This window comes from Roseivirga thermotolerans (assembly GCF_014653175.1).
GTDB lineage: Bacteria > Bacteroidota > Bacteroidia > Cytophagales > Cyclobacteriaceae > Roseivirga > Roseivirga thermotolerans.
The window spans coordinates 76,318-98,976 of record NZ_BNAG01000004.1 but is presented as its reverse complement, the minus strand read 5'-3'; the positions used below and the strand labels follow the sequence as shown (position 1 = coordinate 98,976).

At 44.0% G+C, this 22,659-nt stretch carries 18 protein-coding genes; 9 read left to right on the top strand and 9 right to left on the bottom strand.

Annotation, left to right across the window (positions count from 1 at the left end):
• Positions 1–15: 15 nt before the first annotated feature.
• Both IE164_RS14170 and IE164_RS14165 read right to left on the bottom strand, forming a co-directional pair.
• Positions 16–2,391 carry an ABC transporter permease gene (locus IE164_RS14170; RefSeq protein WP_189630911.1) on the bottom strand — a complete coding sequence of 792 codons (2,376 nt, stop codon included), beginning with the start codon at positions 2,389–2,391 and terminating at the stop codon, positions 16–18.
• 1 nt (position 2,392) lies between these two features.
• Positions 2,393–4,819, bottom strand: a complete 2,427-nt coding sequence (locus IE164_RS14165; protein ID WP_189630910.1) for an FtsX-like permease family protein — start codon at positions 4,817–4,819, stop codon at positions 2,393–2,395.
• Between the two features lie 149 nt (positions 4,820–4,968).
• On the opposite strand from IE164_RS14165, the gene IE164_RS14160 reads away from it, so the two are divergent.
• The 6 genes from IE164_RS14160 to IE164_RS14135 all read left to right on the top strand — a co-directional run bounded on the left by IE164_RS14160 (position 4,969) and on the right by IE164_RS14135 (position 12,955).
• Positions 4,969–6,345, top strand: coding sequence for a sigma-54-dependent transcriptional regulator (locus IE164_RS14160; protein WP_189630909.1), 1,377 nt, complete (start codon positions 4,969–4,971; stop codon positions 6,343–6,345).
• 89 nt (positions 6,346–6,434) lie between these two features.
• Positions 6,435–7,787: a sensor histidine kinase gene (locus tag IE164_RS14155; RefSeq protein WP_189630908.1), complete on the top strand. Its 1,353-nt coding sequence runs from the start codon at positions 6,435–6,437 to the stop codon at positions 7,785–7,787.
• Between the two features lie 135 nt (positions 7,788–7,922).
• Positions 7,923–8,732, top strand: coding sequence for an amidohydrolase family protein (locus IE164_RS14150; protein ID WP_189630907.1), 810 nt, complete (start codon positions 7,923–7,925; stop codon positions 8,730–8,732).
• A 202-nt stretch (positions 8,733–8,934) separates the two neighbouring features.
• On the top strand, positions 8,935–11,169 hold the full coding sequence (locus IE164_RS14145; RefSeq protein ID WP_189630906.1) for a hypothetical protein: 2,235 nt from the start codon (positions 8,935–8,937) through the stop codon (positions 11,167–11,169).
• A 288-nt stretch (positions 11,170–11,457) separates the two neighbouring features.
• Positions 11,458–12,174 (top strand): hypothetical protein, encoded by a 717-nt coding sequence (locus tag IE164_RS14140; RefSeq protein WP_189630905.1) that lies wholly within the window; start codon positions 11,458–11,460, stop codon positions 12,172–12,174.
• Between the two features lie 361 nt (positions 12,175–12,535).
• Positions 12,536–12,955, top strand: coding sequence for a hypothetical protein (locus IE164_RS14135; RefSeq protein WP_189630904.1), 420 nt, complete (start codon positions 12,536–12,538; stop codon positions 12,953–12,955).
• Between the two features lie 81 nt (positions 12,956–13,036).
• Here the strand turns inward: IE164_RS14135 and IE164_RS14130 are convergent, their stop codons facing one another.
• On the bottom strand, positions 13,037–13,783 hold the full coding sequence (locus IE164_RS14130; protein ID WP_189630903.1) for an HpcH/HpaI aldolase family protein: 747 nt from the start codon (positions 13,781–13,783) through the stop codon (positions 13,037–13,039).
• 122 nt (positions 13,784–13,905) lie between these two features.
• Here IE164_RS14130 and IE164_RS14125 point away from each other — a divergent pair, with 122 nt between their 5' ends.
• Positions 13,906–15,519: an AsmA family protein gene (locus IE164_RS14125; RefSeq protein WP_189630902.1), complete on the top strand. Its 1,614-nt coding sequence runs from the start codon at positions 13,906–13,908 to the stop codon at positions 15,517–15,519.
• Between the two features lie 531 nt (positions 15,520–16,050).
• The gene (locus IE164_RS14120; protein WP_189630901.1) at positions 16,051–17,289 is read left to right on the top strand and encodes a cation:proton antiporter; all 1,239 of its coding nucleotides are present in this window, start codon (positions 16,051–16,053) and stop codon (positions 17,287–17,289) included.
• 6 nt (positions 17,290–17,295) lie between these two features.
• Here IE164_RS14120 and IE164_RS14115 read toward each other — a convergent pair whose 3' ends face one another.
• The 4 genes from IE164_RS14115 to IE164_RS14100 all read right to left on the bottom strand — a co-directional run bounded on the left by IE164_RS14115 (position 17,296) and on the right by IE164_RS14100 (position 20,654).
• Positions 17,296–18,060: a hypothetical protein gene (locus tag IE164_RS14115; protein WP_189630900.1), complete on the bottom strand. Its 765-nt coding sequence runs from the start codon at positions 18,058–18,060 to the stop codon at positions 17,296–17,298.
• A 28-nt stretch (positions 18,061–18,088) separates the two neighbouring features.
• Positions 18,089–18,736 carry a L,D-transpeptidase gene (locus IE164_RS14110; RefSeq protein WP_189630899.1) on the bottom strand — a complete coding sequence of 216 codons (648 nt, stop codon included), beginning with the start codon at positions 18,734–18,736 and terminating at the stop codon, positions 18,089–18,091.
• Position 18,737: 1 nt separating this feature from the next.
• Positions 18,738–19,760 carry a L,D-transpeptidase family protein gene (locus IE164_RS14105; protein ID WP_229838699.1) on the bottom strand — a complete coding sequence of 341 codons (1,023 nt, stop codon included), beginning with the start codon at positions 19,758–19,760 and terminating at the stop codon, positions 18,738–18,740.
• 288 nt (positions 19,761–20,048) lie between these two features.
• Positions 20,049–20,654, bottom strand: coding sequence for a hypothetical protein (locus tag IE164_RS14100; RefSeq protein ID WP_189630897.1), 606 nt, complete (start codon positions 20,652–20,654; stop codon positions 20,049–20,051).
• A gap of 138 nt (positions 20,655–20,792) precedes the next feature.
• Here IE164_RS14100 and IE164_RS14095 point away from each other — a divergent pair, with 138 nt between their 5' ends.
• Complete coding sequence (locus tag IE164_RS14095; RefSeq protein ID WP_189630896.1) at positions 20,793–20,993, top strand: hypothetical protein; 201 nt, start codon at positions 20,793–20,795, stop codon at positions 20,991–20,993.
• Between the two features lie 509 nt (positions 20,994–21,502).
• Here the strand turns inward: IE164_RS14095 and IE164_RS14090 are convergent.
• A complete protein-coding gene (locus IE164_RS14090) occupies positions 21,503–22,213 on the bottom strand; it encodes a TIGR00266 family protein (RefSeq protein WP_189630895.1) in 711 nt (236 codons plus the stop codon).
• A gap of 49 nt (positions 22,214–22,262) precedes the next feature.
• Positions 22,263–22,640 (bottom strand): Dabb family protein, encoded by a 378-nt coding sequence (locus IE164_RS14085; protein ID WP_189630894.1) that lies wholly within the window; start codon positions 22,638–22,640, stop codon positions 22,263–22,265.
• Positions 22,641–22,659: the final 19 nt, after the last annotated feature.

The following is a 22,659-nucleotide window of genomic DNA, read 5'->3' as shown; positions in this document are numbered from 1 at the left end:
TGTTGTTTTTGAGTTTTATTCCGTTCTAAGTGCTTTTACAGGATTAGACATGACTACTCCCAGCGAACGGGCCACCACAACCGCAAGAATGGTTACAAGAGCAATGGCCCCTACCCAAATAAATGGAAGTATACTTATGGGAATGTGATAGGCAAACTCGGCCATCCAGCTGTTTACCACAAAATAGGAAAGCGGAATAGCCGTAAGAAAAGCCAGCACAATAAGCCGAAGCATTTCTTTGCTGAGCATAGCTAGAATTTGCCGAACCGAAGCCCCTAATACTTTGCGAATACCAATCTCTTTAACCCGTTGATCGAGAGTGTAACTAATAAGCCCTATTAATCCGAGAACAGCCACAAAAACAGCCAAAGCCGTGAATAAATTAATGACCTGCCCTAGTTGTTTCTCTTTGTGGAAAAGCTCATCGAACGATTGTTCAAACAGCTGATAATCGAACGGTTCGGAAGTAAACTGGCTATATACCTGCTCAGCCGCAGTGGCTGCCTCCTGCAAGGTGCCCTCAAACTTCACCGAAACCAAAGAGGGATACGGTCTTCCAAAAAAAGCCACAGGGCCTATAGCCTTGCGAAAACCTTCGTAATGAAAGTCTTTGATCACTCCCACAATCTCCACATCCTTTCCATTAAAATTGGCATCGAACTTTCGGCCAAGTACGTGCCCTCCCAGATTCTTGGCCAGTGTTTCATTCACCAGCATAGAAGTTCGGTCTCCGTCTAGCTCCTCATCAAAAAAACTACCTTCTACCAACTCAAAACCCATTAGGCGCGCATAAGCCGCATCGGTATACTTGTATTGAATTCGCTGGTATTCAGCGTTTTCAACTCCATTTTCAATCATACCTGAAAGAGGCAGATTGGTAAGTTGGTAATGGCTAAAGCCTACACCACTAATAACCGGTTTGGCCAATAACTCTGAACGAAAAGTTTCTACATTCTCCCCAAGTTGAAACTTGGTGTTATCTATTAAAAGCACATTGGCTTTATCGAAACCAATATCTTTTTTGAGACTGAAATGAAGCTGTTGAGAAACAAAAACAGAGAAAATAGCCAGCGAAAGACTTACCACAAACTGAAAAACAACCAGCCCATTTCTAAAAGCCCTATTCCCCGAACCTGCCGTATAGTCTCCTTTTAACACCGCAGAGGGCTTAAAAGCAGTTAAATAAAAAGCCGGATAAACACCGGCAAGCAAACCGGTGAGCAACGCTACTGCAAGCATAACTAATACCAGCCCGGAGTATTCAAATACGTTGGTATCGAACTGAGAGAAACCCGCATTTCTGAGCAACTTTAGCGACCCTTCGGCCAAACCAAAGCCCAAAAGTACGGCCACCAGCGCAACCACGGCCGACTCGGTTATGAAACGAGCAACCAGCTGATTCTTTACCGAACCAAGTACCTTGCGAACACCAATCTCCTTGGCTCTCTTCGATGCCTGGGCGGTAGCCAGGTTCACATAGTTAATGGCCGCCAAAACGATAATAAAAACAGCAATGCACATAAACACAAAGAGGTATTTGGCATTGCCCGGCTCCGAAGCCTCAAACTGAACATTGGACTGTAGGTGGACATCGGCCAGGGGCATCACCACCAAACCCGATGAATAACCGGATGTAAACTCTTCGATAGATTTTCCACTACCATGTCTCTGATAATCCAAAGGCAACATTACTTCCTCAACAGCCGCCAATAAATCATTGGAGGCTATTGGCGTAGCAAGTTTCATGTAGCTATACCCGGTGGTAAACGAAAAATTATCTTTTACCCTGTCTTCAAACTCGCGGGGTAGCCGGCCCAATGCTGAAAAAGTAAGTGTGGTATTGGAGGGCAGATCGGCAATAACTCCGGTCACTTCAAAGTCATCGGCCGAAATTTGTGAATTAACCCGAACTTTTTCACCAATCGGGTTGTCCCGGCCGTAGAGTTTTTGAGCCATAGAAGCAGTAAGTATAAGCCCATTGGGCTTGGCAAGCGCTGTTTCAGCATTGCCCAAAATAAACTGATGGCTAAATACCCGGCTGTAGCCTTCCGTAGTATAGAAGTAGTCTTTGACCGCCAGACTTTTTCCGGAAGTTGTGGTTAAACTGGCCGAAGGGTTTGGCATTATGTTTACCACCTCCTCTACCGCAGCAATATTACTCTTCAACTGATTGAGAATGGCTATAGAAGAAAGAGCAAAACGCTCGGCACTGAGTCGGTAAATCTTTTCATGGCCTGCATAGTGCTTGTCGTAAGTAAACTCACTTTTTACATATACCGCAATGAGTGTAGCTGCGGCAAAGCCAATGGCCAGCCCCATTATATTAATAGAAGCATAGCCTTTGTTGCGCTTTAAATTTCTGAATATGGAAAGAAGGTGGTTCTTAAACATACTATTCGCTTCTTAGGGAGTCTACAGGGTTGGAAGTTGCCGCTTTGAACGAGCGCAAAGCGGTGGTTACAGCCCCTATGAGTAATGTAAAGCCTATGGCTGCAGCAAACACCCATAGAGACAATTCAATCCTATACTCAAACCCGCTTAACCAGTCGTTCATCAGGTAAAACCCAATAGGCGCAGCCAGTATAAAAGCTATACCAATGAGTATGAGCATTTCTTTGGAAAACATGTTCAGAATTTGCCCCACTGAAGCACCAAGCACTTTTCTGATTCCAATTTCTTTGGTCTTTTGATTGGCCATGAACGAAACCAAGCCATACAAGCCCAAACAACCTATAAATATGGCCAGACCGGAAAATATCTGGAAGAGTCTTAGCACATTGGCCTCGTCTTCATAATTCTGCATAATCTGATCAGAAAGAAGGGAGTAATCGAAAATGATATCAGGAAACTGAGCCGTCCAGGCACTTTCCAGCTTAGCGATCAGGCCAGACATCTCATTGTCAGATCCTTCAAACCGCAGCGCACCTTCATAGTAATAGCCTGGGTATTTCACCATTATAATGGGGTCTACTTTATTTCTTAGGTTCTTATTGTGGAAGTCTTTGAACACTCCTACTACCCGTTTGCTGCCACCAAAGCCCGAACGGATGGTTTCGCCAATGGCGTCTTGGGGATTCTCCAGTCCCATAAGCTTTAGCGCCTGCTCGGAAATCAAGGCTTCAGCAAGAGCCGTATCGTATTCGCTAATGTCGGTTCCTGCCAACAGCTCAATGTCGTATAGTTCCAGATAGTTTTCGTCTATTACCTTAAAAGCGGCATCGAACTCTCCGGTAGTTTCTAGTGGAGCATAGCCAAAAGTAGAGCCTATGTTGTTGTCCGAAAGCGGGCTGGCAAAGGAAAAACTTACTTTTTCTACTCCCGGAAAAGTCATCAGCTCATTTTCAATCAAGTCCAGTTTGTCAGCCTCGTTTGATGGTAGTGGAAAAGTAACGATAGAAGACTTTCTAAAACCCAAATCCTTCTTTTCGAAGAACTTCATTTGAGAAATGACTACCAACGTGCATATAACAAGTACCTGCGAAATAAGAAATTGAACAACTACCAGCCCTCTGCGGGTATTGGCATTACCTGCCAAAGACGACTGCCCCTTGCTGCGAAGCACAGCCACCGGCTTTAAGCCTGAGAGGATGAAAGAAGGGTACAAACCAGCCATTAGAGTTACTCCAACCACAATGGCAACAGACACCATTAAAAGCGGAGTATCATTAAGCAGGTCTAAAGACAAATTGTACCTGGCCAAATCTTCCATGTTGGTCATTACCAATTCTGCAACTCCCATAGAAAACAACATGGCCAGAATGGTGATGAGAAAAGTCTCCCCTAAAAACTGAAGTACCAGTTGGTTTCTTACACCTCCCAAAACCTTGCGAATACCCACCTCTTTAGACCGCTTTACTGCCAAAGCCGTGGAAAGATTTACAAAGTTGATACAAGCGGTAAGAATCAGGAAAATACCGATAGCAATGGGGCCGGTTAAGAAGTCTTTGGACTTGGCAATATTGCCATAGGTGTTATACTCGGGCTGAAAGTGCATATCGGCCAGAGCTTGAAGTTGAAAAATAGTTTCATTCTCGCCTTCCGGCATATACTTTTCGGCCATTTCGGGTAAAACTGAGCGAATCTGATCGCCCGTTACATTCTCATTGGCCAGAAAATACACATGAGCATTAGATGAAGTGGAAGTCCACGAGTCGGGCTGATAGAAGTCGAAAATAGCTTCAACAGACTCGTATTCGATCATTAGCTTAAATGGTAAGGAAGCATTTTTGGGAGGGTCGGATACCACGCCCGAAATAAAGAAGGTAAGCTCGTTATTCAGCTTCATCTCCTTACCCAACACCCGGTCGTAGCCACCATCGGTTACTCCAAAGTACTTTTCGGCCAACGATTCGGAAATCACAGCCGAATTAGGTTTGGAAAGTGCCGTTTCCGAATCTCCTACCCTCCATTCGTAATCAAAGAGTTTAAAAAAGTCAGCATCTACAAAGGCAATTCCATCGCGTTGTTCAAAGTGCGACCAATCGCCTGTTACATTCTGCACACTCAACTGATTTTCACCAATATAGAAGGTCCGAACAGGAATACCCAGATCAGGATAATCGTTCTTAAAGGCTTCGGCAAAAGGGTTTTGCATTCCTCCCTCCAGCTCTACCGAATTGGGACTCACCACCTTTTTAGTAAAGCGGTACAACCTGTCATAATGAGTCAGATAAGTATCAAAACTCTTTTCGAACAGAACTATTTTAAAAAGCACCAAAGCGGCACTTATGCCAAGGGCAAGCCCAAAAACATTAATAATGGTGAACGACCTGTTTCTAGACAAGTTTCTGAGTGCAGTAATGAAGTAGTTTTTTAACATAGTAGACCTTTGATGCCGCTAGCAAGCCAAAAGCAGTGCCAAACTCATTAACAACTGAATATCAATAAGTTAAAAATAATTTTCATAAACATGGACTTCTATTCCGTTTGTTTTCAATACATTTAGGTGTTTGTTTTTGATACAGTTTTATGGCGAAAATTGAGGCTAAAATACTGGTGGTAGATGACGATATAGACGTGCTCAACACCGCACGTATGTATTTAAAACAGCAATTTACCCTGGTGCAAATTGAGAATAATCCGGAACTCATTCCTCTGCATTTTGAAAGGGAATCGTTCGATGTAGTTCTGTTAGACATGAACTTTAAGAAGGGCGAAAACGATGGTTCAGATGGTCTGCGCTGGCTCAACAAAATACTCGATCTGGATCCTAACGCCATTGTTATACTGGTAACGGCCTATGGCGAATTCGACCTGGCCGTAAAAGCTATTAAAGCAGGTGGTACCGATTTTATTACCAAACCCTGGAAAAACGAAAAACTCTACGCCACCATTACCTCAGCCTTACAACTAAGGCACAGCAAACTGGAAGTAGACCGGCTCAAAAACACCACCAAAAGCATTGCCCACGATGTAGACCAAAAATACGCCAACTTTTTGGGCAACTCTGCCCCCATGCAACGTGTGTTTTCGCTCATCGAAAAAGTGGGACCAACTGACGCCAATGTGCTTATTTTGGGGGAAAACGGAACCGGCAAAGAGCTGGCCGCCCGCGCCCTGCACAAAAAGTCAGACCGATCCGATCAGGTGTTTATAAAGGTAGACCTTGGCTCAATTAGCGAAACACTCTTTGAATCGGAACTTTTCGGGCATGTGAAAGGAGCTTTTACCGATGCCAAAGAAGATAAGCCCGGCCGTTTTGAACTGGCCCAGGGCGGCACTCTCTTTCTCGATGAAATAGGCAACCTCTCACTCCCCTTGCAAGCCAAGTTGCTCTCAGTACTACAACAACGCAAAGTGAGCCGCGTAGGCTCCGGCAAAGAAATACCGGTAGACATTCGCCTGGTTTGCGCCACCAACATGCCACTATATGAAATGGTAGAAAAAGGCGAATTCAGACAAGACTTACTCTACCGCATCAATACCGTAGAACTAAAGATGCCTCCACTGGCCGAGCGGCCCGATGACATAGACCTGCTCGTAGAGCATTTTCTCAATGTTTTTGGCAAAAAATACAAGAAAGCCAATATGCGCATTGATGCCGGCACCATGAACAAACTCAAAAAACATCACTGGCCCGGTAATATCAGAGAGCTGGAACATGCAGTTGAAAGAGCCATTATTCTGGCCGATGGTAACAAACTTGGACCCAATGACTTTATGCTGGGCAACAGTAAGGCGACACAAAAAAGTCATGAAGAAGAAAACCTCAACCTTACCGAAAATGAAAAAAGACTAATATTGAAAGCCTTAGATAAGCACAATGGCAATGTAACCCGCGCGGCTAAAGAGTTGGGCTTAGACAGGCTGGCTCTATACAGAAGAATGCAAAAGTACGGCCTTTAGGCCGGAGATTAGGGAGTGGTTATCAGACAACCGTAAGTAATAATCAGCAGTCTCCGATAACGAATAACCAACCCACTAACAACAAAACTATGGTATCGAAAAGATTTGCTCTACTGGTAGTTATTCGCATAGTGCTGCTTATGCTCACTATGACAGCCCTGGCCTTTATTTTTGCGCGCACCGAGCTATTCTTCAATCAGCTTATCCTTTTGGGCATTATCATTATTCAGGTTTCCGAACTCATTCGCTTTATTACCTACACCAACCGCGAAATTGCCAAACTCTTAATGGCTATTCGCTATTCCGACTTCTCTATATCGTTCAAGGGCAAAAAACACGGTAAGTCGTTTCAGGAGTTGCAAGACGCCTTCGTGGAAATCATTGACGCCTTCAAAAAGGTGAGTGTAGAGAAAGAGGCCCAATTCAAGTTTCTCAAAGTAATTGTAGATAATATAAAAGTGGGTGTATTGGCGGTTAAGGAAGACCATGGCATAGAGCTTATGAACAAAGCAGCACAAGACCTGCTCAAAATAGCCACCCCCAATTACTGGAAGCAACTCCAGCAACTCCAACCTGCCTTTACCGCAGAGCTCGACACTATGGAAGACAACGAGCGAAGGCTAATAGAACTCTCCATAAAAGGAGAGAAACAACAAGTATCCGTTCAAATCAACCGGTTGAAAATTCTGAACTATCGTTATACCATTGTCACTTTTCAGGACATTAAAAGTGAGATTGAGCAGAAAGAAATTGAGGCCTGGCACAAACTCATTCGAATTCTCACCCATGAAATTATGAATTCCGTAACGCCTGTTACTTCCCTCTCAGAAACCATGCTGATGATGCTGGAAGAAAAAGGCCAGCCCAAGCCGCTCGAAGACCTTAGCGAAGAAACCCTGGAAGACCTTCGGTTTTCGCTCAAAACCATCCAAAAACGTAGTGAAGGGCTACTTCATTTTGTAGAAGATTACCGCAAGCTTACGCGCATAAAAGCTCTACAGCTGGAAGAAGTAAACGTAAATGAATTATTGGTAGAAAACGCTAATCTGCTGAGTAAAGAGTTTGAAAAAGCCGGGGTAGAGTTGAGAGTTAAGTCTGAGGCTCACCTCAAAATATCTATGGACCGAAAGCTGGTCGATCAGGTGTTGATTAATCTACTCACCAATGCGCGCCATGCCACCGAAAAGAAAAAAAATGGTCTGGTACAAATAAGTGCCTACTCCAATGCCAATCAGTCCGTCATTGAAATACAAGACAACGGCATAGGCATTGACGAAACTAAAATGGATCAGATTTTTATTCCGTTTTTCTCCACCAAAGAAAATGGTTCCGGCATTGGACTTAGCCTCTCCAAGCAGATTATGAAAAAACACAAAGGCGACTTAACAGCTAAATCACAACCGGGCCTGGGAGCAACTTTTAGTTTGATTTTTAGGAGCTGAAACGAAAAGCACCAAGGCATAACATTCTAGAAAATTTCCCACGGTACGGAATCATATACCTATATTGATTGACCAGCCACGCTGCAAAACCAAACCCGATGGGAAGGTTATTTTAGAGAATCAAAACAGAACACTATGATCATTGACGTACATACCCACATCAACAATTACCACGAAGACCGCGTCACCTCAATTGACCAAAGCCTAAATCTCCTCTCTCAAACCATGGAAGAAAACAAGGTCGACTATGCGCTGGTGCTCTCCTCTTATAAAGTCAATGAGCACAGGCCAAGCACCACCCAAGTAGTAGAAGCCATTGCCGACAGAAAAAACCTGGGAGTGGTAGCGGGTATCAGTTTTCTGCACTACGACTATAAAGATGTACGAATCATCAGTGATTACCTGGAAAAAGGCCTCATTAAAGGCCTCAAGTTCTACCCCGGCTACGAACCCTTTTATCCCAACGATAGCCGACTGCAAATTTGGTATGAAATGGCCATTGAGTTCGATGTACCCGTAATGTTTCACTCGGGCGACACCTATGCCCCCAGAGGAAAGGTGAAGTACTCCCACCCTATTCACCACGATGATCTGGCCGTTGATTACCCGGAACTAAAAATTGTAATCTGCCATGTCGGCAACCCGTGGATTAAGGATTGTATGGAGGTCGTTTACAAAAACGATAATGTTTATGCTGACATTTCCGGCCTGGTGCTGGGCGATTTCAACGAAAAATTTGAACGCTATATGAAAAATGAAATAGAGGAAATGATCACCTATGCCGGCAATCCTAAATATTTACTTTATGGTACGGACTGGCCCATTTCCAACATGAACTCCTACCTCAAATTCATGGATCAGCTCGATTTGCCTGAAGAAAAGAAAGAGTTGATTCTTTGGAAAAACGCTGCCGAACTATTTAAGATAGATGTAACCGCACTTTAAACTAGGTCGGCAATATGGTAGCTCCTGAAAACCAACCCATAGTTCAAGGGGCACAAAAGCTTACGTTAGGCAGCTAAGTTGCCTTGTAATTATCCATCAAAAACCCTTACTTTATTATTCAAGACTCTTCAAACCCGCCTGCCCTTAGACCACATTCGGGTCAAAGGTGCTTCTAATTCTTTTTTCATTTTAGTTAAACAACATGAAGAAGCTAATTGCCTCAGCCCTCTTACTTTCACTCTGTCTAATGCTCCCTGCCCAGGATTGCACGCAAGACCCCAATGCGCAAAAGGCCAAAAACAATATTGGCAAACCGGGTAGCAGCCCTGTATGCGCCAATGCAGCACAATTCTTTGCCTACCTCTGTGCCTGTAAAAACAAGCCGAGAACGGCCGAGCAGGCAAGAATGTTAAAAGCTACTCTGGAACAAATTAAATCGAGTTACGACAGTTATGGCTCTCCCTGTGCCGGCCTTAGCTTACCTTCAGTACCCAATTGCCTGGTAGGCTCAGCCAATGGATCTGCAGAAGATAACAGCTCCCCTTTTATTGAAGCCAATTATCTGGAAGTAATGCAGTATGGAGCCGAACTTGACCAACTCACAGAAGAATTCTCCAATCGGCTCCAGCGTATCAACGGTTTGGTAAGCACCAACGACCCGACCCTATCACTGATGGATTTCAATCGGAAAATGAAAGACCTTGAATACGTGCAACAAGACATTGCGGCAGCCAAAACCAAGTTGATAACCGATGGTTTGCAGAGCCTTGGCGATGCCATTCAGAATAATAATCAAACAGGCTTTTATAAAGGCATAGGGGCATTCGCCAACCTGCTTGAGATGAAACAAGCAAAGAAAGAAGCCGCGGCCAGAAAAGCTCAGCTGCAACAGCAACAGCGCTCACAAATGAGCCAGATTTATTGGGATGCCTACCATAAGATAGTATCGAAAACCAACGATTTTCTCACGCTGGCCGCCTATGCCGAAGACCCTGCCATGGAAGCCTATTATCTCGCCATGGTAGATAACCTGAACTGTTATCAGGAGTCTTTACGGTCGAACTGGAACCCTAATACGACCGACTGGCTAAACAACAACTGCCCCTTGCCCACAAAGCCACCAGCGGGAATACCCAACAACCTGATATCCGAAGAAAAGAAGGCTATTCAAATTGCCCAGCGTAAAAACGATTACTTCGAAAATGCCATCCACGGGCAAGACATGGGTATGGAAATTAGAATAGACCCACCCAAATACGTAGATGCCCGAACCGGCATGCCTTTGGGAACCCCAACCATAAAAATTGTCAATGTAACTCCGGGAGGACTAGCCTATCAACAAGGCTTTAAACCCGGCACAAACTGGACAGAAATCATTACCAGTTCAACGGGTATTGACCTTAGTCGCGAGGAAATGATTCAATACTACCAGAGCCAGCTTCAAAAACAAAAAGACTTGAAAACCAATGTTTTAAATCTTATCGAATCCATTAGGAATCCTGATAAGAACGGCATCAAGTACAGAAAAACATTGAAGAGAACCGATGAAGCCGCTTATGAAAAGCAGATTGCAAGCGACAGCTCTCTGGTGCAAATGAACATCAGCAATCTTACGCAAATTCAAAGCCTCATTGATCAATATCAGGGATATGTAAACCAGTTAAAATCATCGGAAGACATATCAGATTTTCCGGCCAAGGTTTTCGCCTTAGGATATGCCACAATGGACGAGGCCGAACTTTTGGTTTCCTACCTTAAAAGAAACTTCAGGGAAATCTGGAATGTGACAGGCCCCCGGGTGTTTAAACAGTCAGCAATCGATTTTGCATCCAAGGCAGCAACTTTAAACCCAAGTGCAGAAAATTACCTGCGCATGGCCAAGTACCTGGAAGATGAGAACGAAATAATTGCACTTAACTACCTCTTAGAAGCATTCCGAAAAGATTCCTCGCTACAAACCAGCGAAGAGGACTTTCGGTTAAGACTCACTCAAAAAATACAAAGCGGTATACGAAGCCATATAAGCGTTCTCAAATTTATAGGCTATGGTTCTACAGAAGAACAAATTGAAGAGGCTAAGAGTACGCTAACCAGCTTTGTTTCAAGCGGTTTCCATAAAACAATAAAGTTAAATAAAATAGACTGGACCACCGGAAATAGCGAATCCCTGGACGTATTGCATTATGCCATTGCCACCAACAACCCTGCAGGCATGCAAGTACTCTTAAATGCTTATGTAGAAGGTTTAGATGATTTTTCCAAAAACCGAATGATCCAAAAAACAGTACTAGTCAGTGCACAGGAAAACAGCGATAAGTGTATGGAAAAGCTTCTAGAGCTCGGTATTTCAACGAACTTTGAACTTGACGGACAATCGCCTCGCAGTGTAGCTGAAAAACATGGCAGTTCAAAAATCCTTGAGATTTTAGGGAGTTAATAGGTTTCTGTGCCTACTCCAAGGCCTTTTCCAATAGCCGTTTCGAGACTCTAAAGGTGTGCAGTTTGCAGCAGAAATAACAGATTGTCACCCATTTGACCTAAGTTCGGTTCGCTCCACAGACCAACCGCCCTTCTTTAGGAAGAAGACCATACAGCCCCCCACACCTAAAGCTAATTGAGCTATTTGCAAAGGGGGCTGCGATACAATACTTTAGTAAATATTTGAAAAGCCTTACTTACGCACGATGGCTAGCCCCCGTAGCACATACACCTAAATGTATTGAATATGAAAAACAAACTAAATACCCAGCAATTAGCTGTAGAGTTCATATCTGTGGTTTTTGCTGTAATTCTAGCCCTTGTATTAAATAGCTGGCGAGAATCGTCAGCTTTAAATGCCAATCTGCAAAAGGTAAAAGAGTCTATTTTTCAAGAGGTAAAGAGTAATGATGCACTCCTCAGAAAATCGCTCGACTATCGCAAAGAGCTTTTGCAAAAACTATACTCAAACCAGAATCTACTACTGGCAGTTGCAAGTGCCGATTTGGATTTTGATGTAAACGACAACACCAAACTGGCCAACTTCTTTAAACGCTCTTTAATATTTGGACAGAAAGAGTATCGCGAAAATATAATGGTGATGCAAGAGGACGATTCGAGGGTGCTAATATTTGGTGAAAGCGTTTTTGATCTAAAACTAGAACAAGACACCTTAAAGCTAATGGGTGTTGGAAACATTCAACTCAAGCTACCAAACATAAACAACAGGTCGTGGGATTTAGCCCAAGCCACCGGCACCGTAGTAAGAATGAACGTTACTTTGGTTGAAAAGCTAGGCGTAGTCAACTCACTGATTGAAACCTACTTAAAAACCAGCGAAAGTGCCGTAGAAATGGTCTACAATGGAAAACAGAAAGGTCTCATATCGGTTTTGGAAGATTTAAAAAGCCTGGAAGAAAAAATCATTGAAGCTAATGCATCATTACTTGAAGAACTGCAATAAAAGGCGAGAGCTTCACCATTTCTAGAAAAACAAAACACCGGTTGTTTTAGACCCCATGTATGCCTATGCAATACCACCCGGCTACATTATTCTCCCGATTTGGTTAGAACAACCACTTAAATTAACCTGAGTTCGATGTAAGTAAGTAGTAAAATCTCCCTTCTTAGGACGTCATTGCGGAATTTTCCTCTGAAAACTTTACATACGCAAAGGAAAATATCCGCAATCTCATTTAGACTCTGTTGAGATACCGGATAAACCAGTCCTTTTTGAGAGTTTAAGACCTGTTTTTCCGGCATGACGTTCTTTTCGTACATCGAACTCAGGTTAAATTAACAACACACAACTCGTAAATCACTTCATGACTAAATCAGAGATTAAAAATTATCATAGAGTTATTGGATACGTAAACCTATCGTTGAGTGTCATGCATTTAATCTTCTCGAGGAATAGCGATATTTCAGGCAGGCTCTTTGAGGCTATTCTCATTAACCTCGGATATCACATGCTCTACTACTACTTCGCTCTAATTTACAAGCTCACAACCAAGGTTAGATTACTAAACAAATTCAATAAAGTAGCCTTGTTAATTATGCTTAAACTTTTCGCAATTTTCGGCATACTTGGTTCTGCTTCTTTTGGGATTCTAACCATTTTTGATGCAATAGACTCCAGTAAACTCCACGAACTATTTGGTATATGTATTCCCTTTGGAATGTTCCTTGGGGCAAATTCACTTCTAAGAGATATTCAAGAAGAAAGCCAGAGTTTTATGGCCTAAAAGACATATTCCGCAGTAGAGGTTTTTATACTTACTAACCGCCACAACTCTGCTGTTGACTTTCTAAAAATGAATCTTGACTTAGCCTAACTCTTTTAAAACACTTTTCCCTTTTTCAATCAAAAATCCGATATCTGTTCCGCAGGCAATAAGTTGGTAGCGTTCCTTCTGCCTGAAAGGTTTAACCGCCTCCGGAGTAGTACCAAAGTAGCCCATGGGAATTCCTGCTTTATCACAAGCTTTTTCAACTTTATCGATGGCTACTTTCACCAGCGCATGCTCTACTTGCCCGGCCACTCCAAAACTGGCAGAAAGATCATAAGGCCCAATAAAAACCACATCAATCCCTTCAACCTCCACTATTTCATTGATGTGATTCACCCCTTCGGGGTGCTCTATTTGAATAATCACCAGCGTTTGCTCATTGGCCTTTTCTACATACTCCTTAAAGCTAAGTCCATAGCCATGGGCACGAGCCGCACCCACTCCGCGCACCCCTTTCGTTGGGTATTTGGCATAAGAAACAATTCGTCCAGCCTCCTCGACCGAATTGACTTTCGGTACAATAATGCCTGCAGCCCCCGTATCGAGCACCTTTTTAATACTAGCCTCGCTCAGCTCCGCCACCCGCACCAGAGCGCTACATTCCGGTTTCATAGCCTGAAGCATCCGTTGCAACTCCAAAACTCCATGCGGCCCGTGCTCAAGGTCGATAAACAACCAATCGAAGCCCACCTGGCTCATTATCTCAGCTATTTCAGGAGAAGGCAGGCTCAATAGCGTACCCAATAGTGTTTCTCCCTGCTGCAGTCTTTTTTTCAGGTTCATAGCTCAAGATAATGAGCTTTGACAAACTTTTGCTTTTCAGTACCTTTCAGAATATCGGCTTTAAGTTGACAAAGCCAGTGGCATGAGCAAACTGCATAGTTTTGGCGCCTATGAACAGCCCCATGAGAAAAACACTGAAACGCATTGGTATTTCGCTACTGATTATTGTGGGGCTTTTAGTCATATTTGCCACGTTTTTTCTCAAAGGCATAGTCAACAATCAACTCAAAAAAGAGATTAAAACCACCTTTGGCGGATTCTACACGCTCACTTTCCAAAAGAGCGCTACCTCCCTTTCTACTTCGGGGTTTAATGTGCAATACCAAGGCGTCACCTTTCGATCCGACACCAGCAGCCACTCGGTAGGCTCGCTTCATCCTCCCCTTTTCTTTAAGGCAGAAAAGCTCGATGTATTAGAAATCAATGTGTTTGAACTCCTTTTTGGATCGACCATTAAGACCGGACGAATAGAGATAGACAGACCGGAAATGATATTCTTTGTGACCGATGATTCCAAGGCAAAAACCAACCATACTGAAAAGGAAACATCACAGCCCATTAGGCATATTGTAGTAGGCAAACTAAACATAAAAGAAGGAAAGGCTTCTTTTTTGGCCGATCGCAACCACCGCGATACCCTAGGGACAGGGCAACAACTGGATCTGACAATCGAGAACCTAAACCTTAACATTGAATCTAACCTTAATTTTCTGCATTCGGCTACTTTAGACCAGTTCAAACTGGCTCTCAAGAAGCTAAAAATGAAACCTCGTGATGGGCAATACAGCTATTCCATCGATCAGATGCACTTCGATTACCAGAAAGAGGTACTGCGTTGCCTCGGGCTTAGCATGGAACCTCAAGGCAATCCGGTTCAAATGGCTGCCCACTCGAAGTACCGAAGGTCGGTTTTCCAAATCACTACCGATTCTATGGTTTACCACTCCGATAATTTCAGGACACTCAAAAATCGGCAGTCCATTGATGGTAGTTCCCTAAAACTCTACAAGCCGCGGGTGACTATTCATCGTCACAAGAGTCTTCCGCTCAATGAAAACCAATACAAACGGCTGTTTCATGAATCATTGCTCGCTCTGCCCCTTGAGGTTGAATTAGATAGCGTGCAGATAATAGACGGGCATATAGACTACCGGATATACAGCAATGAGGTACAACCCGGCAACCTGGTACTCAGTCGGTTGAATGCTCTAATAGCACCAATAAATACACGACAGCGCACCACTATTCAGGCACAGTTTAATGGACGCTTTATGAACGCATCGGCCTTTTGGTTACAACTGAACCTCCCCCTTTCTACTCCGGAAAAACACAGTTACAATGGGGAAATTGAATCTATGAAATTTACTGCGCTCAATCCGCTCATTGCCAATTTGACCCGTGTGCAGATGGAAAACGGCACACTTGAACATATAGCTTTTAGTGGTACGGGAGGCACCTTGCTAAACCAGGGCCAAATGACTCTCCGCTATTCTGATTTTAAATTTTCGTTGACTAATAGAGCCAATGATAAACGGTGGTTGCAGTCTGGTTTGGGTAACCTATTGGTTCGTGGCAGCAACAAAACCGATAAGCAGGGCGAACCTTTAACCATCAGCTACTCTTATAAGCGACCGCCCTACAAGGATCACCTCGATTTATATGCCGGAGGACTGATTGACGGATTTGCCCAGGGCGTTCTACCCAAGCTTATTTATCAATTAGTGATGCAGGATTGAGGGGGCGGGAAGCGGGAAGTATGAAGCGTGAAGCGTGAAGCATGAAGCATGAAGCTAGTAGCGTGAAGCCGTGTTTCCATAATCCAACACCTGACTTCGGGCTATCTGCAATCTCCAGCCTTCTCCTTTTCCATGCTGAGCGAAGCCGAAGCATCTATCTAATGAGATTCACTTCGGCAGATCCCTCCGTAAAGTCGGGATGGGAAAAAGAGCTGCGAGTTAAAGGCGGGAAGCATGAAGCTAGTGGCGTGAAGCCGTGTTTCCATATTTTACCATCTGGCTTTGTGCATCGGTAATCTCTAGCCTTCTCCTTTTCCATGCTGAGCGGAGTCGAAGCATCTACCCAATGTTTAGGCTTGGCAGATCCCTCCCTAAAGTCGGGAAGGGGAAAACTGGGACGTGAAGGGAGCGCCAAGTTTTGAAAATCCGATATCTAGGCTCAAGCGTGATTTGCACACAATTCAATAAAGCCGTTGGGCAATATGAAGCAAACAACTTATTTTGCCATAGGTCTAAACCATTGCACAACCTATGGATATTTTTGCAATCATCACCATTCTTACGGTACTCTCTGCTGCTTTCGCATTCATAAACACCCGCTTCCTAAAACTACCCTTTACCATTGGCCTGATGATTATTGCCATGTGTTTTACACTGGTTATTCTGGCCCTGGGGCAGTTCAATCATAGTATACTGGAGCAGTCTAAACAGCTAATTCAATCTATAGATTTCAAAACTGTATTGCTCGAAGTAATGCTGAGTTTCCTGCTCTTTGCCGGAGCACTGCACACCAAACTGGATGAGCTTTCCAAACAGCGCTGGCCAATAATGCTATTCGCCACATTTGGGGTAATCACTTCAACTTTTATAATTGGGGGTATTTTCTATTTTGTTACGCAAGCAGTTGGCCACCCCATTGAATTCATCTATTGCCTTTTGTTTGGTGCACTTATATCTCCTACCGACCCTATTGCTGTATTGGGCATATTAAAAGACGCTAAAGCACCCAAGAAACTCGAGATTAAAATTGTGGGCGAATCGCTCTTCAATGATGGCGTAGGCGTAGTGGTTTTCCTTGTTATTTTCGCCATTGCCCAAAAAGGTATTGCCTCAGTAGAAGCCGAAGAAGTTGGTCTTTTATTCTTCGAAGAAGTGTTTGGTGGTATTGCTCTGGGTTTGGTACTTGGCTGGCTGGGTTTTCAAATTATGCGCACGATTGACCATTACGAAACGGAGGTAATGATTACCCTTGCGCTTGTAATGGGTATTTATACCATTGCTCATTACGTACACTTTTCAGGGCCTCTTGCCGTAGTAGTGGCCGGAATTTTCATAGGCAACAAATCGCCAGAAATTGCCTGGTCCGATACTACCCAAAACTACGTGGATAAGTTTTGGGAATTGGTCGATGTATTTCTGAATGCCATTCTCTTTGTACTCATTGGCTTCGAGCTATTAATTGTGGTAATTAACGGAGAGTACATTTTACTCGGAATACTAGCCATTCCTATTACGCTGATTGCGCGATACATTGCCCTGAAGGGTCCAATTATGCTTTTCAATAAGAAGTTGGAGTTTATTCCTAAAACCGATCTTATTATGACCTGGGGCGGAATACGCGGAGGTATCTCTATAGCATTGGCTCTATCTCTGCAGCCTGAAATGGAGCGGGAGCTATTCTTAACCGTAACCTATGTCATTGTGGTTTTCTCCATTATCGGCCAAGGCCTCACCATTGGGCCATTGGTGAAGCGGGTACTGCGCAAATAATAGACATCAACGATAGTAGATCACTACTTTGGGCTGTTCAGGAAGGGCTCTATATATAGCGGTTAAAGCTTTGTTTTCAGCTTCCAGATAAACTTTGGGCTCGTACGTATATTGGCTGAATGTAATCACCGATTTTAGAAATACCCCTCTCCTCCTCCAACGATAGGCCGAGTATAGCTTACGTCCTGTTCTCCCTCCAAACTTGTTGGCCTCATCGCTTAAAATAAGCTGTGTGCCATTGTCTAAGGCAAGGTGCACGAAAGCCGGGTCGTAGATTAACGAGTCGGGAGAAGTTACAGAAGCCAAAAACTCTTCCTGAGTTTTGGGAGCCACCTTTTCGATCACAGGCTCCTTTACAATGTTTGCTTGCGAGAAGACTGTTTTTCGAGGAATACTCCACTGTGCCCAATATACCGATGTGTTCAGTCGCTTTATCAGTGGGTCAACCTCAATGGCGGTGGCTTTTGCCTGGTAGATGGTTAATCCATTCATAAACAGGTTAATACTGCTGTCTGCCAGGTTAATTAGCAAATGAATAGAGTCCTTTTTCGGCAATTCCAAGAGAGCCTTTCTTAGAGCCAGTTCACGTTGAAGGGAGTCCAAGGGAGCCGTATTAACCGGCCAAGGCTCATTCTTTGCACGAGATGCTTCAATGGGCTTTTCCCAATCATTCAGCTTATGTATAGGTGCCATTACCCATTGAGCCAATGTAACCAAAAGTATCAGGCATAGGCCAACTCCCACCACCAAAGCGGTACGTTTGTGTTTCATTGACCGGATTATTGACAGACTCATTTTTTTAGAATATAAACACCTTGGACCCCATGGGCAGCGACTTATAAACCAGCTCAAGGTTTTCGTCATCGAGACGAATACAACCATGGGTGACAGGAAGTCCCAGAAATCGCTGAAACAAGGTGCCATGAATGAGGTATCCATCGCCCAGGCTCAGAGAATAGTCGCCCAATACTCCATATTCGAAACGAGATGGGTGATTGGCCGATGGTACCGGCAGCCCTTCTTCCACAAAGGCCCAGTCTGGCTTTTTCCAAACCGGATCTTTGGTTTTATTCCTAATCCTAAACTCTCCTTTAGGAGTTTTGAACATCCACTTTTCTTTTTCGCTTTTTTTGAGCAGCACATAACTACCGGTAGAGCAAATGTCTTTCTTCACCATTTGTTCTCCTTTGTATAGGTAAAACTCGTTGACCGTACTATTCACTACGAGGTAGTGTCCTTTGGGAACATTTGCCCTCAGTTTCTGATCGAGTTCTTTGAGTTCTTTTTGGCCCGTATGCTCTAAAGCCATCAGTGTTGAATCACTTACACCGGGCGACCAACTGATGGTGGCCAAGGCAATGGCAAGAGGCTGCAAGTTGAACAGTACTACAAATACAGCCACCACAGAAGCCGATATCCAAACTGATTTATGAACTTTTGTAATCATATTATTTACCCTTTCCGGGCACGGTTAAAGCCCCTACAATTACTACAGGGGTATTTTCTACAACAGCATCAAAAATCTTATCCATATCCTTGTTTTCCAGGGCAATACAACCATCGGTCCAGTCAATCCCCTTACCTCCATCGCCATGTATTTCAATCAGGTTGCCAATAGAGGCATTGGCGGGTATTAGGCCATTGGCCTTGTTTTGCTTAAATCGCTTTTTGTCTTCCTCGTTGGGATAATCGAGCAATAACGCTTTGTAGTATCGGGTTTGTCCGTTCTTCTTTTTGCGAACGACTTTGTAATGACCTTCCGGGGTTGTTTTATCACCGGCCTTCAGCTTGTCTCCCATCCAGTTGGCACCCAGCTCTACCTTGTAGCTGGCCACAGCTTTGCCGGCTTTGTATATGGTGCATTTTCGCTCATACTTTTCCACCACCAAAAGAGCTGTACCCTTTCTTTTGGACTCTTCTATGGCTTGGTTTACCAGCCTGTTCCACTGCGGAATTTCTTGTTCCAGTTCAGCCACCAGTTTTTTTGCCCTTTCTGAAAGTTGGCGCGTATCTTTTTCCAGTTTATCAAGTCTTTTCTCGAGTGCTTCCAGATTATCCTGAGCCAGGGCATTGTTAAGTTCTTGTTGAACCAGCTTACTACTTGCCAAAAGCTTTACTTCTTCCTTGCCGAGTGGCAAATGCTTGAATTGAGTATCGAATTGTCTTAACTGATTTTCTACAGATGCCAGCCTGTGGAGATAAGCATTCAGCGCCTTTTTAGCGGCTTGCGAGGCTGTATTTGCCGCTTGTTCGGCTATTTGAGCTGCTTTTTGGGCATGCTGCTCTACGGTTTTAAAATTTCTTAGCAACAGAAAACGCCTGTTTTGCTGTGTCCAGCCGGTCATGGCCGAATCGTAATGAGCCGTAGCTTGTTGCAACTGCCGTGTGGCATATGCACCAGCCTTCTGTTTTTCGGCCTGTGAAATCTTTTCGCGGGCTGCCTCCAACACTTGTACGGGGGGCTTCGGCAAGAAAATCACTCTTAGAACAACTGTGAGAATAATTAGGGCCATTATGGCCAAAAACAACCTTTTCAACTTCATGAACGCACCTCTCTAAAAAGCAAACAGTTGGCTAAATCTCGAAAAGTGGGTTGCCTCAGAAACTACCCCAACTTCACATGCTTCGTCAACCTTAAACCACCTAAATGGTAGCCGATGAAGCAATTGCCAGTCTCCGAGACTTAGCCAACTGTCTTATAATAAAAATCCCCTTGGGGCCGAAGCCTTTCCGGGGACCTTCAACCAATTACAAATACATTACTTTCTGTTAGAAGCAGTTTTGTATTTGCTGATCACTTCTGTTAATTCTGTATTTATGGCACTTGCCTTTTCTCTGGCAGCGCTAAGTTTTTCCATGGTTGGTTTCAACTCACCGTTCTGATACATGGCGTTTGACTCGTTTACAGCAGACTCAATTACATCTAGCTCAGCTTTGATGGCAACAAGGGCAGTTGCGCCTTCTTTACCTCTTGGGGCTTCGCTAATTAAGTTTCTGCCTTCAACCACCAGGTTTTGAACCTCTGTAATGGCAAACTCGATTTCTGCTTTCAACGACTCAATAGCTTCGTTGGTGTTAGCAGTCACTTGTCCGGCCATTTCAGTTACAGCGTTTAGCTTCTCTACGGTTTTGCTGTAGTTCTTGAAGAATTTAGATTTTTGCTCTTCAAGGCTAGTCATAGCAACGGCCATAGAATCGTTAAGCGCCTGGAATTGATCGGCTACATAAACATCGGCACCTGCAGCTTTTGCCTGCTCAATAGCAGCATTAGCAGCGTCTACTTCTGCCTGAGGCAGCTCAGCACAAGATGAAAGGCCAATAATGGCAATAAACAATGCACTGATAAATGTGTACTTGGTTTTCATAATTAGTTATTACTCTGTTTTTAGTTTTAGTATGCCCTGTGGGCTTCTTCATTTTTCGAGCATATGACGTAACCTTAGAAAAAGGTCACAGGTGGAAGGCAAAAATATTTTTAAAAAAGCGAAACCTTTTATAACTAATTGAAATACAGAAAATTAAAAACCATAACAGATGCTTCGGCTGCCTTCAGCATAGAAAAGGAGAAGGCTGGAGATTACAGATACCCGAAGTCAGGTGTTGGAATACCGAAACTCGGCTTCATGCCACTAGCTTCATGCTTCCCGCCTTTAACCCCCAGCCCTTTTCCCTTCCCGACTTTAGGGAGGGATCTGGAGAAGTGAATCTCATTAGATAGATGCTTCGGCTGCGCTCAGCATGGAAAAGGAGAAGGCCGAGGTCATAGATACTCGAAGTCAGACGTTGGAATACGGAAACCCGGCTTCACGCTACTAGCTTCAGACTTCTCGCTTTCAACTCCCAGCCCTTTTCCCTTCCCGACTTTAGGTGGGATCTGCCTAAGCTTAAACATTGGGCAGATGCTTCGACTCCGCTCAGCATAGAAAAGGAGAAGGCTAGAGATTACCGATGCACAAAGCCAGATGGTAAAATATGGAAACACGGCTTCACGCCACTAGCTTCCTGCTTCCCGCCTTTAACTCTCAGCTCTTTTCCCTTCCCGACTTTAGGGAGGAATCTGCCTTAGCTTAAACATTGGGCAGATGCTTCGGCTGCGCTCAGCATGGAAAAGGAGAAGGCTGGAAATTACAGATACTCGAAGTCAGATGTTGGAATACGGAAACCCGGCTTCACGCTGCTAGCTTCATGCTTCGCGCTTTCAACATAAACTCCTCTAGTCGTTGCCCCTTCTGGCCGGAGGTAAGGCATGATGAATCCGATCGACCAACTTACTGAATGGAAGGCTTTGCAAATACACCTTACCGGGTCCCTGCAGGTTGACCAAAAACAGTCCTTCTCCTCCAAAAAGAGCATTTTTAAACCCGCCTACAAACTGAATATCGTAATTAACGGTGCGGCTAAAAGCCACTACACAACCGGTGTCTACACGCAGTGTTTCTCCGGGCTGCAAGTCTCTTTCAATAATGGTTCCTCCTGCATGAATAAAAGCCAGTCCGTCACCCGTAAGTCGCTGGAGAATAAATCCTTCGCCTCCAAAAAGTCCGGCTCCAAGACGCTTGGTAAAGGCAACTTCTATTTCAACCCCATAGGCCGCACATAAGAAGGCATCTTTCTGACAGAGAAACTCCCCTCCCATTTTAAGTAAATCTATAGGGACAATTTTTCCGGGGTAAGGTGAGGCAAAACCTACTTTTTGCCGACCGGCACCTATGTTGGTAAAAGAGGTAATGAAGAAGCTCTCTCCGGTAAACATCCGCTTAAGTCCTTTCATAAGTCCGCCTCCTGTACCGGTTTCCATTTGGATGCCTTGGTCCATATACATCATTGTTCCGGCTTCAGCTCTTACTGTTTCCTGTGGGTCGAGCGTTACCTCCACCAATTGCATATCATCTCCTATTAATTCATAGTCTATTTCGTGTGCCATAATGTTAGTTAAGTGATTAATTGTAATATCGTTTCAATATTGCTTGGGCTTATTCGGCCTTGTAATCTACTACTACAGAATCTTCAATAAGTTGCCCATGTTTACGTCCAAAGGCTACATGAGCCGGGTGAATAAGGTACAAATCTCTGTCCTTTTCGTTTTTAAGGGTGAGCAAAAAAACATGGGTCATACCTTTATCGTACCCTTCAGGACTCACGTTGAGCCCCCACTCAAAAGATTTAACTAAGTCTATTTGCTGTTGCAGGCCGGCAAAATCTTCAATAAGACGGTTTATCTGATCTTTTGTGGCTTCAGGAATAAACTTAAAAGTCACCACGTGCCGGAGTTCACCTTTCATTTCGGGTAATGGTCGATTACAAGAGTTCATAAGTAACAAACTCATTAGCAGTATAGCGATTCTCTTCATGGTTTAGCGCAGAGTTAAT